A 17,555-nucleotide genomic window follows, 5' to 3' on the forward strand; every position below is an offset into this window, starting at 1 on the left:
CATCTATAACTGACTACAGAATTTATCAGACTTTGTTGCTTCCCTTGAAAGAACGGATATAGGCAACATTGGGATTGGTCTTTTTCTCTTCCTTGAGCCGCATCGGCTTGAACTTCTTCAGCAGTTTGGCCGGTTCGCTGGCAGAGTCGTTCAGATCGCCGAAGATGCGGGCCTGTGCCGGGCAGGCTTCGGCGCAGTTAGGTTTCATGCCCTGCTTGACGCGGTGCTCACAGAAGATGCACTTCTCAACCACACCCCTTTTCCTGATATTTTCATAATCAGGATGGTTGTACTTGTTCTGATACGGCGGTGCAGCACCGGCCAGCTTGGCGACTTCGGCGCCGGAGGCGGTGCACCCTTTGATCATTTCACTGGTGTCGCGGGAAGCCGCGTGCGGGGCCTCCGTGCCGATATTGGCGCTGATAACCGAATATTCGGCCTTTTCCTTCGCGACATCCGTTGCGCTGTAGGGACAGGCTTTCTGGCAGCGGCGGCAGCCGATGCAGCGCTCGTCGTTGTGCATGGTGATGCCGTCGGCGGTTTTGTACATCGCCTTGGGCGTTACCGGGCACGCCTTGACGCACGGTGCATCGGAGCAATGGTTGCAGAGCACCGGAATCGTACTATAGCTTACATTCGGGAATTTTCCCTCTTCCGTATAGATGAAATCGGCCCAGTTGAAGGTCTGGCCGTTCACGCGGGCCTGGGTGTTGTTTTCGGTCTTGCAGGCCAGGGCGCAGGCGCCGCAGCCGACACATTTCTGAAGGTCGATGACCATTCCGTATTGTTTTGACATGTTGTATATCCCCCCTTTCCTAGACTTTCTCGATCTTGACACCGGTGAAGCCGCCGTTCCGGGCGGTGGCGCCGCTCAGGCGGTCGTAATCGTCTACCAGAAGCTCATTGTTGTTGCCGCCCCTGGGTTGAGCCTTGGCATAATCCCTGGCAGCGACACGACCATAGGCCCAGTGTCCCTGGCCGTAGCACTTGGCGATGGTCCCGGGGCGGACGCCTTCCCACAGCTTAGCCTTGGTGACGATGGAGCCGGTAGTCGACGTCAGGCGTACCGTATCGCCGGTCTTGATGCCGAGCTTCTTGCCGTCGATCGGGTTGATCTTTACGACATCGTCCCAGCTTTCGTCGCCAACATCCACCTTCTTGAACTCCTGGTACCAGACTGTGTTCTGACTCCGTCCCTCGCGGTTGAGGCGCGATTTGTAGTCAATAAAGGTGAACGGGTACTCCGTGTCGCTGCCGTGACGCTTTGGGGACTCATAGTGCGGCACAAAAGCGAGCTCGCCTCGGGCTTCGTAACCGCTGGCCTGAAGGATGTCGTCGATGGTGGTGTTGTGCTTCTTGGCGTGTTCGCCCAGGGCCTTCTTCATGGTCTCGCTGTAGAACTCGAACTTCTTGGTCTCGGTCTTGAACTTGCCCTCGAACTTCTTGGTTTCGGGGTTATCCTTGCCCCAGTTCTTCTTGTATTTATAGGTCTCGGAGTTGTAGATACCCTTCTTCCTGAATTCGCCCCAGCCGGCAATCTGGTCTCCCTTCATCTTCTCCTTGCCGTTCCAGACCTTCTGTGACGAGATCTTGGCTGCGATCTCGGCGAATTCGGCCGCCGTGGTCGGCTTTTTCTTCGTCTCCGGGTCCTCGAAGGAGGCGTAATAGTTGTACAGGTTGGCAAACCCTTTGGCCTTGAGCTTCTCGGCCAGGAGCCACATCACCTCGGTCTCCTCGGCCTTTACCTTCCAGAGCGGCTTGGCCACCGGCTGCTGAATGGAGATATGGCCGTGGAGGTTGGCCATGTTGCCGATGATCGAGAGCTTCTCCGTCGGGGCAAAGGTGGCCGGCAAGACAATATCGGCATACTGGGACATCTCCGAGGCGTTGGTGACCATGTGGGCGAAGAACGGCATTTTCGCCATCACCTTTTCCCACCGTTGGGCGCCGGTGGCTGAGAATACGAAGTTGCTCCAGGTGCTGATGAAAACCTTTATTTTGGCAGGATCCTTCAGCAGGGCGTTGGCCACGTTGTTGGTGACCACGCCGCTCCCCGGTTTGGCACTCATCATGGCCGGCATGTCCTTGGCGCCGCGGCCGTCGATCTTCTTGCCGTGGCCGTGATGCTCAGCCATCTCGTCGATGAACTCTTTCTTGATTTCAGGGAATTTTTCGACCGGGGCGCTGGAACTCTGCATGACGCCTCCCTCGGTCTCGATTGAGCCGAGGATTCCGTTGAGGGCGTAGACCGCCATGGCGGCGTAGGTGCCCCGGGGGGACATGGCCACGCCGGGTCCCATCCATACCGCGGTTTTCGTTCCGGCCTTTCCCATGGCTCGTGCCACGCGAACGATCTGCTCCTCTGGGATCAGGGTCTTCTTGGCAGCCCAGGCCGGAGTCTTGTCCTTCAGCTCCAGGTTCCAGTATCTAACGATGCCGTGGGTCTGCTTCTCTACAAAAGCGGCCTCGTCGATCGTCACGCCTGTCTTGAAGAGATTCTTTCCGTCCTTGAAGTCACCGACGAACTCTTTGCTCCAGAATCCTTCGGTTAAAAGCACATGGGCAATAGCAGCTGCCAGGGCGCCGTCTTCCCCCGGCTTGATGGGAAGCCACTCGTTCGCCTTGGCAGCCGATGCGGACAGGCGCGGATCAACGGCGATGATCGTGCCGCGGTCGAAGATATCACCGAACTTGTTGATGGCATTAGGAACCTGGCGGTTGGAGCTGAGCGGGTCGGTCCCCCAGACCACCAGACACTTGGTTTTTGCCAGGTCATAGTCGCGGTAGCCGAAGAACCCCTGGGTATAGCCGGGCCCCATTTTTTCGGCCTCGGCGCAGATGGCGCTGTGGGAGAAATAATTGGGGGTACCGTATATTTTGGGAAGAGTCCCATAGAGCAGGTCGGTGGCGGTGGATGAGTAACGACCGCGCATGTACATCAGCTTTTCCGGCTCGTTGTTCTTGCGCAGCTCCATCATCTTGTCGGCAATGGTGTCCAGGGCCTCATCCCAGGTAATGGGGACGAACATGGGATCGATGCCGCGCCCCTTCTGGGGGTTGGTCCTCTTCATCGGCACCTTGATCCGGTCAGGGTCGTAGGTCTGCTGAATCATCAGATGGCCACGAGGACAGCAGTACCCGTTATTGGCCTTGGAAAGCTGGTTGCCGCGTACCTTGACGATGCGCCCTTCCTGCATGAGGAATTCCACCGGGCACCAGGCAGTGCACCCCTGGCAGGTGGAGGGTATCCATTCACCCTTGGGGTCACCGGGTTTTGGCATATGACTCGACGCAAACGCATTCAGCTTTGGTAGCCCAACGGTTGCCGCGGCACCCGCCGCAGCGGACAACTTGAGAAAATCCCGACGTTTGATTTCCATTCCGTTCCTCCCTATTTTTTATGGCACTAGGCGCAGTCGCCTATTACCGAAAAGGCATTCTTGCCATTGTGACAAGCTCCGCAGGATTTGCCTTTCTGCATCTCCTCAATTATTTGAATCCCGAAATTATATCCGTGTCTGCGGATAAATCAAGCGCATACTGTCTCTGCAAAGAAATGCCGTAGTATCGACAACTTGACCTGGCATGATGACTGTTATATACATACAACGATGAAACATCATGCACAGATATTCAAAGCCCTGTCCGATCCCATTCGCTTACGCATAGTTCTACTGCTGCAATCTGAAGGTGAGTTATGTGTGTGCGACCTGATGGCGGTCCTCAAATTGCCGCAATCCACGGTATCGCGCCATCTTGCCTATCTCAAGCGCAGCTGCTGGGTGGACACCCGCCGTGAAGGAGTCTGGATGCACTACACGCTCAGTCGGGGAAGCTGTGCCATCTGCAAAGGACTGCTCCAGATTCTCGAACAGCATGCCTATGATCTCCCCGAGGTTGCATCCGACCGTTCCGCACTTGCCGCCTTCCTGAAAGAAAAACCTTCGGGCTGTTCCTGATTTTCCCCTTGATATATCCGCTAAAGCGGATATAATTACCCATCATTAAATCCCGGCGAGGTGAACTTATCATGGCAGGAAGACATATGAGTTTCTTTGACAAGTACCTGACCGTCTGGGTTGCCATCTGCATGGTGGTGGGGGTGCTGCTGGGCAAAGCGGTTCCCCAGGCGGTTGCATCGCTACGGGGGCTTGAGTTCGGCCAGGGATCGCAGATCAATATCCCGATCGCGGTGCTGATCTGGCTCATGGTCTACCCGATGATGCTGAAGGTGGATTTCGGTTCGGTGGTCAATGTGGGCAAGAATCCCAAGGGGCTGTTCGTCACCCTGTTCGTCAACTGGATCGTCAAGCCGTTCAGCATGGCCTTCTTCGCCTGGCTTTTCTTCCGTATGGTTTTCAGTCACTGGATCGCGCCGGGTGAGGCCGACCAGTACATTGCCGGCGCCATCATCCTGGCCGCCGCCCCATGCACCGCCATGGTCTTTGTCTGGAGCTACCTGACCGACGGCGATCCCGGCTACACCCTGGTGCAGGTCTCGGTGAACGACCTGCTGATGCTGGTCCTTTTCGCACCGATCGTCAAATTTCTCGTCTCCGGGGCATCAAGCCTGATCGTCCCGTTCGGCGTGCTCTTTACATCGGTGGTTGTCTTTATCGTCATCCCGCTGGCTGCCGGGGTCATAACCCGCAACGTGCTGATCAAATCGCATGGGCCGGAATGGTTCGACAATGCTTTTCTGCCAAAGTTGCATCCTGTTGCGATCAGTGCCCTGTTGGCCACGCTGGTGCTGATCTTTGCCTTCCAGGCCGACAACATCACCGGCCGGATCTTCCACGTGCTGCTGATCGCAGTGCCGATCACCATCCAGGTCTATTTCAACTCCTCACTGGCGTACGGACTGATGAAGTGGCTCAAGCTACCGTACAATGTCGCTGCGCCGGGGGCGCTGATCGGTGCCAGCAATTTCTTTGAACTGGCGGTAGCCGTTGCGATCACCATCTTCGGCCCCGAATCAGGCGCTGCCCTGGCCTGTGTAGTCGGTGTCCTGGTGGAGGTGCCGGTCATGCTCTCGGTCTGCTCCATCTGCAACCGCACCCGGCACTGGTTTCCGGCGAAGGTGGCACAAACGGCATAGATTAGATAGGGAGAGAGGTATATTCGTGTCTCAAAACTTCATTGCTAATCCGCCAAGGAACCTGTTTTTCACCGGCAAAGGCGGAGTAGGCAAAACCACCGCATCGACGGCGACCGCCATTGCGCTGGCCGATCATGGCAAACGGGTGCTCTTGGTCAGCACTGATCCGGCCTCCAATCTGGACGAGGTCCTGGGACTGTCCCTGTCGGCCGAACCTGCGCCGGTGCCCGGCGTATCGGGTCTTTTCGCCGCCAATGTCGACCCGGTGGAAGCAGCGGCAGCTTATCGGGAAAAGATGGTCGGCCCATACCGCGGGATTCTTCCCGAGGCAGCCCTGAGAAGCATGGAAGAACAGCTTTCCGGCGCCTGCACGGTTGAGATTGCCGCCTTCAACGAATTTGCCCGGCTGATGGGGAATCCTGATGCAGCGGCTAGCTTTGACCATATCATCTTCGACACCGCCCCCACCGGCCACACCCTGCGCCTGCTCTCGTTGCCAGCAGCCTGGAGCGATTTCATCGATACCAACACAGGGGGCACCTCCTGCCTTGGCCCTCTTGCCGGCTTGAAAGAACAGCATAAACTTTACGCAGGCACCAGGCGGGTTTTGGCCGACCCGGCTCAGACAATGGTGGTCGTGGTCAGCCGTCCGGATGAAGCCCCTCTGAACGAAGCAGCCCGCGCATCTGCTGAATTGCGCGAACTGAGGGTAGCCAATCAGCATCTGGTAATTAACGGCGTACTGCAGATGCCCCATCCCGATGACCCCATAGCAGTTGCCTGGCATGACCGGAACATGAAAGCGCTCTCGAACATGCCGCCGGAACTGCAATCGATGCCGCGAACTGAACTGCCGTTGCGCGGTACGGAACTGGTCGGCATACCGGCGCTAAGGGCGTTCTTCACCCAGGAATGCGTCATGCCGCCTGCGAGCTCCATACCTGCCGCTTCGCTTCCCGCCCCTCTGAACGATCTTCTCGGCATGCTGTCAGCCCAACCCGGCGGGGTGATCATGACCATGGGAAAAGGCGGGGTAGGTAAAACCACCCTCGCGGTGAACATTGCATCTGCCTTGGCTGCTCTGGGCAAAAAGGTGCACCTGACGACCACCGATCCGGCGGCCCATGTCGCCCAGACCCTGGGAGAAGCACCGGATGGGTTGCAGGTGAGTCGCATCGATCCCGAGGTTGAAACCGAAGCATATCGCATGGAAGTGCTTGCTACTGCCGGTGCTGATCTGGACGATGAGGCCAGGGCGCTCATGGAAGAAGACCTGCGTTCCCCCTGCACGGAAGAGATTGCCGTGTTCAGGGCATTTGCACGGATCGTTGCCGAAGGCGCAGACAGTTTCGTGGTGGTGGACACTGCCCCGACCGGCCACACGCTGCTACTGCTGGATGCCTCTGAGTCGTATCACCGGGAGGTGTCGCGCTCCATGAGCGACATACCTGAAACGGTACGCCAATTGCTCCCCCGCCTGCGTGACCCGGCATTCACCAAGGTCTTTCTGGTAACCTTGCCGGAAGCCACGCCAGTCCACGAGGCGCTGGCGCTCCAGAAGGATTTGCGAAGAGCCGGGATCGAGCCGGCAGGCTGGATCGTCAACCAGAGTCTGGCGCCGCTTACTGTCACCAATCAGGTACTTGAGCAACGGCGTACGCGAGAGTTTCGTTACATCGCTGAGGTGGTCAGGGAGGGGTTGCCGACCTTTCTCATTCCCTGGCAGTCCGAACCGGCAAAGAGCAGACAATAGCTGCCGATATACACGACAAATAATCGCCACAAGGAGAGAAACCGATGAAGATTGAAATCTATGACCCTGCCATGTGCTGTTCAACCGGTGTCTGCGGTCCCAGTGTCGACCCGGAGCTGGTTCGCATCCAGGAAGCGCTGCGCCAGATCCAGAAGCAGGCGCCGGAAGTACAGGTGTCTCGCTACGGCCTTTCTGCAGATCCACAGGCATTTGTCAGCAACAGTGCAGTGGCGGAACTGCTGAAAAGCGATGGTCCTGACTGTCTGCCGCTCACCTTTGTCGACGGCGAGCTGGTCTGCAAGGGACGGTACCCGTCCGACGAGCAGCTCCAGGCAATCCTGAAGCGGGGTGGAATGGATGTGACCTTTGGCGAGAAAAAGAAATCCGCCTGTTGCTGCGGTCCCAAAGGGTGCTGTTAACCTCCTTAGCGGCAACTAGGAGATTGAGAGACAATGGACGACCATAAACCCTGACATAAGAGAAAACATGCCCAATAACCTTGAACAAACCATTTCCGGCGTTATCCTGGTAGGTGGCAAAAGCCGCCGCATGGGGCGTGACAAGGCATTTCTGAAGATTGGCGGCGTTACAATTTTCGAGCGGATAGCCGGGCTGTTCAGGGAGAGCTTTTCGCGAGTTTTGCTGGTCGGCGATCGGGAGGAGCGCTTTGCCGGCTACAACCTTCCAGTCATACCGGACATCTACCCCGGCAGTGCGCTCGGGGGAGTCTACACCGGGCTCTATCACGCTCAAACAGAGCACGTCTTTGTCACTTCCTGCGATCTCCCGTTCCCAAACAGGGAACTGCTCCGCTACCTCTGTTCCCTCAGACATGGCTACGATGCAGTGGTGCCGTTAACAGAACATGGCTATGAACCGCTGTTCGCATTGTACTCCAAAAACTGCCTCGGGCCGATCAGAGAGCTGCTGGAGAGCGGCAACTACTGCGCCTTTGCCTATTATCCGCAGGTTAAGGCCAGATATGTGCAAACCGAGGAACTGGCCCGGTTTGACCGGGATGGCAGAGCATTCGTGAATGTAAATACCCCGGAAGATTTTGAAAGAATCTCGGAATAAGGAATTTCCGCGCATCTGAAGATTCGTACTGTAAGAAGGAGGCATCCGGCTTATGATCAGCATCGAGGAAGCGCAGCAAACCATTTTTGAATATATCTCACCACTGGAGACGGAAAGGGTTTCGGCTTTCCAGGGCTTGAACCGGGTCACTCCGGAAAACCACATTGCCCCGTGGGACATCCCGCCAGCCGACAACTCGGCAATGGACGGCTATGCCTTCTCCCATGCCGCGATCAAAGGCGATCGCCTCCGCGTGACCGGCTTTCTTCCGGCCGGGGAAAAACGGGATCTGCCGGTTCCGCCGGGTGAAGCGGTGAAGATCATGACCGGCGCGCCGGTTCCGCCGGGATGCGATACCGTGGCACCGATCGAAGATGTCGAACAGCTTGACGAATGGATCCGCTTCACATCGCCTCCCAAAGCAGGGGCGCATATCCGGAAGCGGGGCGAGGATATCCGCCTTGGTGATATTGTCATTCCTGCCGGTTCGACCCTCCGTCCCCAGGAGATCGGCATGCTCTCGGCCATGGGGGTGACAACACTGGCGGTTCACCGCCGGGCGCGGGTCGGAGTGCTGGCTACCGGTGACGAACTCCTGGAGCCGGGTTCGACACCGGCACCGGGGAAGATCGTTAACAGCAACAGTTACAGCCTGGCCGCCCAGGTTCTGGATGCCGGGGGTGATCCGGTACTGCTCGGCATCGCACCGGACAGTCTCGACGCCACCTGTGAGAAGATCAGGGGCGGACTGAACGCCGACCTGCTGGTCATTACCGGCGGCGTGTCGGTCGGTGACCGAGATTTTGTCAAGAGTGCAATCGAACATCTCGGCGGAGAAGTGACATTCTGGAAGGTCAACATGAAACCGGGCAAGCCGCTGGCATTTGCCATGCTGCACGGGAAGCCGGTCTTTGCCTTGCCGGGCAACCCGGTTGCCGCCATGGTCTCTTTTGAACTGTTCGTGCGGCCGGCGATACTCAAGGCAATGGGGCGCCGCCGGATTTTGCGGCCGAAGGTCAGGGCGTCACTGCTTGAACCTGCAGCCAATAAGGGGAAGCGCCCCCACCTGGTCAGAGGACTGGTCTCGAAGGGTGATAGCGGTTATGCGGTCTCGCTTACCGGCAACCAGAGTTCCGGCCGGCTCTCATCGCTGATCCAGGGAAACGGACTGGTTTATCTGGCGCCCGATGCTGTCCATGCCGCCGGAGATGTCGTAGATGTGCTCCTGCTGGACCGGGAGTTCGAGATGGGCGAGGTAAGTTAATGACTCTGCACGATCCGCATGGCAGAAGGATCAACTATCTCCGGCTATCCGTGACCGACCGGTGCAATCTCCGGTGCCGATACTGCATGCCGGCCGAGGGGCTGATCAAGGTCGGTCATGACGATATCCTGAGTTACGAGGAGTTGCTGCGGATTGCCCGTGCTGCAGTGGCTATCGGCGTGGAAAAGATCCGGGTGACCGGCGGCGAGCCGCTGGTACGGCGGGGGATCATCGACTTCCTGCATCGGCTGGCGGCAGTTCCCGGACTGCAGCGGCTGGTGCTGACCACCAACGGGATGCTGTTGAGAGAAATGGCTGCTGACCTCAGGTCTGCCGGAGTGGAAAGCCTTAATATCAGCCTTGATTCGCTGCGGCCGCAGACCTTTGCGGAGATTACCAGGGGGGGAGAGCTGCGCCGGGCGCTGAACGGGATCGCCGCAGCCGAGGCTGCCGGGTTCGAATTCATCAAGATCAACGTGGTGGTGATGCGGGGAGTAAACGATGATGAGCTGGAAGATTTTGCTGCTCTGACCCTGGCTAGCCCCTACCGGGTGCGTTTTATCGAGTATATGCCGACCCTGGCCCAGCCGGGATGGGAAGCAACGGTAATGCCCGGCGCAGAGATCCTTGACCGGCTGGCAAAACGGTTTCCCATGGCCGACGAGGCGCCGGAGAAGATGGCCGGACCGGCGCGCTACCGGCGGATTGCCGGGGCTGCAGGGCTGGTTGGCGTGATCACCCCGGTCTCCTGTCATTTCTGCGGAGAGTGCAACCGGATCAGGGTCACCTCCCGCGGCATTGCCAAGAGTTGCCTCTTTGATCGCGGCACCGTTGACCTGCGCCCCATACTGGCCAATGGCGACGATGCCGCGCTCCGCGAGGCCCTCCGGCGTACCGTGGCCGAAAAACCCGACCGCCACCAGCTTGCGGAAAACAACGGCGCACAGGGACAGATCGATATGGCCCGGATAGGAGGATAACAATGACTGCAGCCAAGGTGGTGGCGGTTTGCATAAGCCTGAACAAAGGGGAGCGAAAAACACCGGTTAATCAGGTCGAACTGCGGGAAAATCACGGCATTGTCGGTGATGCCCATGCCGGAGAGTGGCATCGGCAGGTGAGCCTGCTGGCCATGGAGAGCATCGCCAAGATGCAAGCACTCGGGCTCAATGTCACGACCGGCGATTTTGCCGAGAACATCACCACGCAAGGGATCGACCTGCCGTCACTTCCGATCGGCACGCGTCTGGCAGTGGGGGACACTCTGCTGGAGGTCACCCAGATCGGCAAGGAGTGCCATACCCGCTGCGCCATTTATCACCAGGCCGGGGACTGCGTCATGCCCAAGGAAGGGATCTTTGCCAAGGTTGTGCTCGGTGGCGTGATAAAGCCCGGCGACTCGATTTCCGCTAAGTGAGTGATCAATCAGTTACTCATGTCCGCCAAGGGTATGGCCATCGGCACAGTGCTGGCGTTCATGATGGCAGTGACAGCGCTGTCCCTGCCATCCTCAGCAATGCCCTGAAAAAGCCTTTGCCGTCCTTCGGCATCGTAGCAACAGCGATTGTGATTGTGGGTTATCTGTTCAACGCCATACTGTGACTATCCAATGCCAAAAAAACTTGTCGTAGTGGCTATTTGAGCCAATATCTGGTATTTGATGACAAAGATGATACTTCCGGTTGAGGCTGATTCCATGAGCTATAACGAAGCGGAAACTAGGTATTTCCTGATTGACCCTGTTTTGCGTGACAAGGGTTACGACTCTCACCAGTGGTTGAAACTGGAAACGCCTGCTCCGGTTGAACCTACCGGCCCCAAGGGGAGACGGCGCAAAGGTTCGGGTCGCACCGATTATCTGCTCTGCGTTCAGGTGGGTGACATGCCCAAAGCGCTGCCGGTCGCAGTACTGGAAGCAAAGAAGGAAACTGAAGACCCTTTGAAGGGGATGCAGCAGGCCAAAGGGTATATTGACCGCTACGATGTGAAGTATGTGTTTGCCACCAACGGCCACCGCTACGGAGAATATGACAAGTTTTCCGGACTGCAGGCAGGTCCGATTCCCTTTCCTGATTTCCCGCCGCATCCAGATTTGACGGCACGATTCTCCAGAGACACCGGAATTGATGTAACCCAGCCCGAAGCAAAGAAACTGTTCATGTTGGACAGCGCTGCCTATCCTGATTCCCGCTACTATCAGGATGCCGCCATCCGCGCTGCCTTTGAAAAAATCATCCGCTGCAGGCAGGATGGAGAACCGGCGCGTGTGCTTCTGAGCCTGGCGACCGGTGCGGGTAAAACCATCATTGCCGCCAATCTGCTCTGGCGGCTGCATGAGGCTGAGGAACTCCCCAAGCCGGCCCTGTTCCTGTGCGATCGTGACGAACTGCGCGAACAGGGCTATAACAAGCTGAAAGCGGTATTCGGCGACAATGCCCGGATAGTGAAGACGGAACAAGGCCAGAATGCCGCCAGGAATGCCCGGATTCACATTGCCACCTACCAGACGCTGGGGCTGGATGACGATACCGAGGATGAGAAGATTGCCAGTTTCCTCACCGATTTTTACCCGGAAGATGCCTTCAGTGTCATCATTATCGACGAATGCCACCGTTCAGCCTGGGGGCGCTGGTCCGAAGTGCTCAAACGCAATCCGAACGCCGTCCATATCGGCCTGACTGCCACACCCCGCCAGCTGCGCGAATCGAAGAAGAAAACTGCCGAAGACGATGAAATCACCGCCAACAACAGGAAATATTTTGGAGAGCCGGTCTACGAATACACCCTGATTCAGGCCCAGGAAGATGGCTATCTGGCCGCCTGCGAAATCGTCAAGCGCAAGCCTTCCATCGACAGCCGGACATTCACCAAAGAGGAAATCCTGGCCGCAAAGCCGCTGGACATCAGAACCGGCAAGCCGATAACCGCCGAAGACCTCACCAAGAGCCAGTACACCGGCAAGGACTTTGACGATGAGCTGTTCATAGATATGCGTACCCCGGCTATGTGCAGGGATCTCTTTGATCTGCTTTGTCAGAATGGCGGGCCGGAGCAGAAAGTCATCATTTTCTGCACCCGCGAAATTCAGGCCGACCGGGTCGCCATGCAGATGAACAACCTGTATGCCGCCTGGTGCAAGGAGAACGGACAGACCACAAAGGATCATTATGCCTTCAAGTGTATGGGGGGCAAAAACAACGGCAGTGACATGATTGAACCGATGCGCGGCTCCGGCGAGCGGGCCTTCATCGCCTGTACGGTCGATCTGCTGGAGGCGGGCGTCGATATCGAGCGGCTCAATGCCGTGGTGTTCTTTCGCTATCTGGAATCTCCGATCAAGTTTTATCAGATGCTGGGACGCGGCACCCGTATCCATGAAGAGACTGACAAATACAAGTTCTGGCTCTACGACTACACCGGAGTTACCGATCTGTTCGGCACCGATTTCATCACCAGGCCGCCAAGGCCCGGTGGCGGCGGTTCAGGAGGGGGAACCGGTGGCGGTGAAGAAGGGGGCGAGGATGATGTTCCGGCGGTTGCGCAGATTACCGGCCAGTATGTCAGCATAACCCCTCAAGGGCGGTTCATCCTCAGCAGCCGCGATGGCCGCGATGTAAGGATTCCGGTGGATGAATACCGGCGCGGCATGATTCAGCGGGTGCTGCAGGAAGCACACAGTCTGAAGGAATTCCGGCAGTTGTGGGTGGAGACACAGAAGAGACGCCTGCTGATTGACCACCTGATCTCCAGTAACTTCAGCCCGGAGTTGATCCGCGACATCGATCAGTTGAATGACTGCGACCTGTACGATGTCTTTGTTCATCTCGGCTACCGCGCCAGCGCTCTCAAGCGTTCGGAGCGGAACTGGTTTTACATCGATAACAACCGGAGCTGGTTCGAGAATGTTGATCCAAAGGCGGCGACGGTGCTGATGGCGCTGGGGGATCAGTTTGAGTTGGGGGGCACCGAGGCGTTGGAAACCCCGGCGTTATGGGATGTGCCGGAGATCAGCAAGGCCGGTGGTTTGGCCGCGTTGAAGTTGATCGGCAAGCCGCCGCTGGTGATGCATGAGGCGAAGATGAGGTTGTTTGGGGCATGAAAAATGACTTTATTGGACAACTTTCCTCAATTGCTGAAGTCATTTCAGGTTTTGCTTTCAAAAGTTCTTGGTTTGGCAGTGGCATGGAAAAGGTTGTTCGTATTAGCGATTTCGATAACGGTGTAGTAACACTTACAAATGCGGTTTCATTTGACGCAAAAAAACATCCTGTCTCTTCCAAATATCAAATTCAGTCTGGAGATATTCTAGTTGCCTTGTCTGGAGCGACGGTCGGGAAAGTTGGTGTCGCTTCAACTGAAGCAGCCGGGGCTTACCTTAATCAACGAGTAGCAATTGTTCGAGGTCACAATCCAGATAATACGAGCTATTTGAGCTTTATCCTCAGAAGCATTTATATGCTGCAACTACTTCCTTCAGCAGAAGGAGCTGCCCAACCAAATCTAAGCCCTAAATTCCTTGAGAGTTTACCAATCCCAATTCCACAAATTGAAGACCAACGCCGCATCGCAGCCAGCCTGAAATCCCAGCTTGCCGCAGTCGAAGAAGCCCGCAACGCTGCAAAAACTCAGCTTGATGAACTCGTCAACCTTGCCAACGCCATCATCCGCAAGAGTGTCGAGCATTCTGATACCGGTTTGGCAAAACTGGGTGACGTGCTGGATGAGGTAAAGAAGGGGATCGGCACAACGTGGGCGGATTACCCGGTGCTTGGAGCGACACGGGCAGGGCTGGCGCTGGCCAAGGAGCCGGTGGGGAAAAGCCCGGAGCGGTACAAGCCGGTGCTGCACGGCACGGTTTTCTACAACCCCATGCGTATCATGATCGGCTCCATTGCCATGGTTGACGATGACGACACCCCCGGCATCACCAGCCCCGATTATGTGGCGTTGCGTGGGAAGCCCGGCCTGGTTGATTCGCGCTGGTTCTATTACTGGCTCCGCTCTCCCTATGGCGTGAGCTGCATCGCCTCCCTGGCTCGTGGTGCGGTGCGGGAGCGTATGCTGTTCAACCGGCTGGCGGAAGGCTCTATCGAGTTGCCTCCGTTTGATGTTCAGATTGCGGCGTCAAAAGCACTCGCAGAGCTGAAACCGATGCGCTGCGCCATTGAAAAACAGATGGTAGAGATCAATCTGCTGCCAGGCAAGATTCTGGCAAAAGCCTTTGATATAACGGTTTGAGACCATATCGAGGATGTCCTCTATATGGTCGGTGAACATAATCGAGAGGGACATGGCATGGCTAAAAAAGTTGCCGTAATCGGGACAGAGTCATCAGCCGTTGTTGATGCAACCGGTCTTCTTGTCGAACTGCGCGAATTAATCCACTCCGCCCGTCAGCGGGTGGCTACTGCTGCCAATGCCGAACAGACGCTACTTTATTGGCGTCTCGGTAAGCGTCTCCGCACCGAAGTTTTGGGAGACAACAGGGCTGTCTATGGCGAGCAGATTGTCGCGACAGTGTCGCGACAATTGGAAACGGAGTTCGGTAAGGGGTTTGGTGAGAAAAGTGTTCGGCGAATGATCCAGTTTGCAGAACTATTTCAGGATGAACAAATTATTGTATCGCTGATAAAACAATTAAGCTGGAGCCATTTCATTGAAATACTCCCCATAAAACAGCCTCTTGCCCGTGAGTTCTACGCCGAAATGTGCCGAGTGGAGCGCTGGTCGGTTCGCACCTTGCGGCAGAAGATTGCCGGCATGCTCTATGAGCGAACGGCCCTTTCGAAAAACACAGAAGAAGTGATCACGGCTGAACTGACGACCCTTCGCGACGGACAGATGACCCCCGATATGGTTTTTCGCGACCCCTACCTGTTGGATTTCCTCGGCCTGCAAGATTCTTTCAGCGAAAAAGATCTGGAAAACGCCATCCTGCGCGAGATGGAAAGATTTCTGCTGGAACTGGGAAGCGGTTTTTCTTTCGTAGCCCGCCAGAAGCGGATGAGCGTTGGCAAGGATGACTTTTATCTCGATCTGCTCTTTTATCACCGTTATCTGCGACGGCTCGTGGCAATAGAGTTGAAACTGGAATCTTTCCAACCGGCACACATCGGCCAGATGGAACTGTATCTCCGCTGGTTGGACAAGCACGAGCGGGCAACAGGCGAAGAATCCCCTATAGGACTGATCCTCTGCGCCGGGTCGGATGCAGAACAGGTGGAGTTGTTGCAGTTGAATGAGAAATCGATCCGTGTCGCTGAGTACCTGACGGAGCTACCGCCGGTGGAACTGCTGCGCTCGCGTCTGCACCTGGCCATAGAGCTAGCCAGGGAGCAGGCCCCGCGGAAGGTAGACGATACAGGGCTTCCCGGCAATTACACCGAATCAAAACTTGAGCGAAAAAAATAACCCGAGAAAAGACACTTCATGCCCAGACAGAAAACACCAAAGCAGTCGAAGCAACAGAAAAAAACCAAAACCATCTCCTCAACACAATCGTTGTCATCCTTCGTCAAGTCCATCTGCGACATCATGCGCCGCTCCAATTGTGCCAGTGCCTTGCAGTATGTGCCTGAGCTGACCTGGGTTCTCTTTCTGCGTATCCTCGATGCCCAGGAAGAACGGGAGCGGGAGGCAGCCGAAGCGGTCGGCGGCACATTCACCCCGGCGTTGGTCAGCCCCTTTCGCTGGCAGGATTGGGCCGCGCCATTTTCTGATAAACCGGATCATCCCACCACCGCCGAAGGAAAGCCTTTCGGCTGGAAGCGGCAGGAACTGTTTGCCAAAGGTGGCGGCAAGCTTTTCGATTTCATCAATACCGAACTGCTCCCGCATCTGCATGGGCTCGACATTGACAAGATAACCAAGCTCCCCAATCCAGCGGCCTCTCGCAAGCAGCGCATCATTGGGCGTATCATGACCGCTGTGGAACGGGTTCGGGTGGATAGCGAAACCAATCTGCGCGACATCCTCGATAAGGTTCACGAAATCAGCATCAATAATATCGATGACACCCATTTCTTTACCCTGTCTCAAGTGTATGAAGACCTGTTGCTGAAGATGGGGGAAAAGAATTCCGACGGCGGACAGTTTTTCACCCCACGCGAAGTTATCCGGGCGATGGTTCATACCATTGATCCGCAACCGGGCGAAACTGTCTACGACCCCTGTTGCGGCACCGGCGGTTTTCTGGCTGTTGCCTACGAGCATATCGCCCGTAACCAGGGGAATTCACCCGCTTCAACGGACATTGACATACTGAAGCACGACACGTTTTTCGGCCGGGAAAAAGAGAATCTGGTTTTCCCGATTGCCCTTGCCAACCTGGTATTGCACGGCATCGACCAGCCGAACCTCTGGCATGGCAACACGCTGACCAGACGCGCCACTTACGGGGCGTTGTTTGATAATGCGCCAAAGACGTTTGAGGTAATCCTGACCAACCCTCCTTTCGGTGGCAAGGAAGGCAAGGATGCTCAGAAGAACTACGCTTTTGAAACCGGTTCAACTCAGGTGCTTTTTGTTCAGGACATTCTTGCGGAGCTAGCTCCCGGTGGCCGCTGCGGCATTGTTCTGGATGAAGGGCTGTTATTCCGTACCAACGAAAGTGCCTTTGTGGAGACCAAGCGCAAGCTGGTGGATGAGTGCAGCCTCTGGTGCATTATCAGTCTTCCGGGTGGGGTGTTCTCAACTGCAGGAGCCGGTGTCAAAACCAACCTGCTCTTTTTCACCAAGGGAAAGAAAACGGAGAAGATCTGGTATTACGACCTGTCGCACATCAAAGTCGGCAAGAAGACGCCCATGACCCTGGCGCTGTTCGGTTTTGGCAAAAATGGTGAACTGCTTGACGACAGCCTGCTCCCTGCGACACTCACTGCGGATTGGCTGGAGGATGAAGCGAATCAGGGGAAACCATTTCCCAGCTATGCCAGATTGCTGGCACATCGAGGCACGCCGGCAGGAGAAAGCCGCTATTCATGGACGACTGATTTTGCTGAGCGTCGTAAGGTAGCCAGAGAGGAGATGCAGCCTTATCTTGATGAAGCCGCTAAACTCAAGGCCGAAGTTGTGTCGTACAAGGAAAAACTGAAGTCCCTCAAGAAAAGAGATGCCACCAAAGAAGAGATTGAAACTATTGAAGCAAAGGTCAAGGAAACGGAAAAAGCCTCTCGGGATGCTCAGGCCAAGGCTGATGAGATCGATGCTGCGGTTTTCGATCTGAAAGCAGTTAATCCGAATACAGTCACAAAAATCGATGACCGAACTCTGGACATGATCATTGATAATATTGAAGTGCATGGAAAGATCGTTGCAACTGCTTTGAAAAGGCTGAAGTTGTTGCTTTAGCCCCAAACCGATAA

15 protein-coding genes and 1 pseudogene are annotated in these 17,555 nt (G+C 56.2%); 13 read left to right on the plus strand and 3 right to left on the minus strand.

Annotation, left to right across the window (positions count from 1 at the left end; translation table 11 throughout):
* Nucleotides 1-25: 25 nt before the first annotated feature.
* Genes OR1_RS06750 through OR1_RS21975 form a run of 3 tightly spaced genes read right to left on the minus strand, consistent with a single transcriptional unit; the run spans nt 26 to nt 3,481 of the window.
* Nucleotides 26-796, minus strand: a complete 771-nt coding sequence (locus OR1_RS06750; RefSeq protein WP_041970870.1) for a 4Fe-4S dicluster domain-containing protein — start codon at nt 794-796, stop codon at nt 26-28.
* A gap of 19 nt (nt 797-815) precedes the next feature.
* Nucleotides 816-3,380 carry a molybdopterin-dependent oxidoreductase gene (locus tag OR1_RS06755; RefSeq protein ID WP_041970871.1) on the minus strand — a complete coding sequence of 855 codons (2,565 nt, stop codon included), beginning with the start codon at nt 3,378-3,380 and terminating at the stop codon, nt 816-818.
* 26 nt (nt 3,381-3,406) lie between these two features.
* A complete protein-coding gene (locus OR1_RS21975) occupies nt 3,407-3,481 on the minus strand; it encodes a cytochrome c3 family protein (RefSeq protein ID WP_370543337.1) in 75 nt (24 codons plus the stop codon).
* A gap of 130 nt (nt 3,482-3,611) precedes the next feature.
* On the opposite strand from OR1_RS21975, the gene OR1_RS06760 reads away from it, so the two are divergent.
* The 13 genes and pseudogenes from OR1_RS06760 (at nt 3,612) to OR1_RS06815 (ending at nt 17,541) form a co-directional block, all read left to right on the plus strand.
* Entirely contained in the window at nt 3,612-3,959 is a 348-nt protein-coding gene (locus tag OR1_RS06760; RefSeq protein ID WP_041970872.1) for a metalloregulator ArsR/SmtB family transcription factor, read from the plus strand.
* A gap of 86 nt (nt 3,960-4,045) precedes the next feature.
* Nucleotides 4,046-5,098: an ACR3 family arsenite efflux transporter gene (arsB, locus tag OR1_RS06765; RefSeq protein WP_237754245.1), complete on the plus strand. Its 1,053-nt coding sequence runs from the start codon at nt 4,046-4,048 to the stop codon at nt 5,096-5,098.
* Between the two features lie 25 nt (nt 5,099-5,123).
* Nucleotides 5,124-6,851, plus strand: a complete 1,728-nt coding sequence (arsA, locus tag OR1_RS06770; RefSeq protein WP_041970874.1) for an arsenical pump-driving ATPase — start codon at nt 5,124-5,126, stop codon at nt 6,849-6,851.
* 44 nt (nt 6,852-6,895) lie between these two features.
* Nucleotides 6,896-7,270 (plus strand): arsenite efflux transporter metallochaperone ArsD, encoded by a 375-nt coding sequence (arsD, locus tag OR1_RS06775; protein WP_041970875.1) that lies wholly within the window; start codon nt 6,896-6,898, stop codon nt 7,268-7,270.
* Between the two features lie 67 nt (nt 7,271-7,337).
* Nucleotides 7,338-7,928, plus strand: a complete 591-nt coding sequence (locus tag OR1_RS06780) for a molybdenum cofactor guanylyltransferase (RefSeq protein WP_041970876.1) — start codon at nt 7,338-7,340, stop codon at nt 7,926-7,928.
* 52 nt (nt 7,929-7,980) lie between these two features.
* Nucleotides 7,981-9,192 (plus strand): gephyrin-like molybdotransferase Glp, encoded by a 1,212-nt coding sequence (glp, locus tag OR1_RS06785; RefSeq protein WP_041970877.1) that lies wholly within the window; start codon nt 7,981-7,983, stop codon nt 9,190-9,192.
* The gene (moaA, locus tag OR1_RS06790; protein ID WP_041970878.1) at nt 9,192-10,172 is read left to right on the plus strand and encodes a GTP 3',8-cyclase MoaA; all 981 of its coding nucleotides are present in this window, start codon (nt 9,192-9,194) and stop codon (nt 10,170-10,172) included. Before glp ends, moaA begins: the two co-directional genes overlap by 1 nt.
* Nucleotides 10,173-10,174: 2 nt before the next feature.
* Complete coding sequence (locus OR1_RS06795; protein ID WP_041970879.1) at nt 10,175-10,609, plus strand: MOSC domain-containing protein; 435 nt, start codon at nt 10,175-10,177, stop codon at nt 10,607-10,609.
* Nucleotides 10,610-10,627: 18 nt separating this feature from the next.
* Nucleotides 10,628-10,794 (plus strand): annotated as a pseudogene (locus OR1_RS21980) (permease); the annotation flags it as partial.
* Nucleotides 10,795-10,888: 94 nt separating this feature from the next.
* A complete protein-coding gene (locus OR1_RS06800) occupies nt 10,889-13,291 on the plus strand; it encodes a DEAD/DEAH box helicase family protein (protein ID WP_041971039.1) in 2,403 nt (800 codons plus the stop codon).
* Nucleotides 13,288-14,430: a restriction endonuclease subunit S gene (locus tag OR1_RS06805; RefSeq protein ID WP_082002842.1), complete on the plus strand. Its 1,143-nt coding sequence runs from the start codon at nt 13,288-13,290 to the stop codon at nt 14,428-14,430. The genes OR1_RS06800 and OR1_RS06805 overlap by 4 nt, the downstream gene beginning before the upstream one ends.
* A gap of 57 nt (nt 14,431-14,487) precedes the next feature.
* Nucleotides 14,488-15,603, plus strand: coding sequence for a YhcG family protein (locus OR1_RS06810; RefSeq protein ID WP_041970881.1), 1,116 nt, complete (start codon nt 14,488-14,490; stop codon nt 15,601-15,603).
* An 18-nt stretch (nt 15,604-15,621) separates the two neighbouring features.
* Nucleotides 15,622-17,541, plus strand: coding sequence for an N-6 DNA methylase (locus OR1_RS06815; RefSeq protein ID WP_041970882.1), 1,920 nt, complete (start codon nt 15,622-15,624; stop codon nt 17,539-17,541).
* Nucleotides 17,542-17,555: the final 14 nt, after the last annotated feature.

It is taken from the genome of Geobacter sp. OR-1 (genome assembly GCF_000813145.1).
Classification (GTDB): Bacteria; Desulfobacterota; Desulfuromonadia; order Geobacterales; family DSM-12255; genus Geoanaerobacter.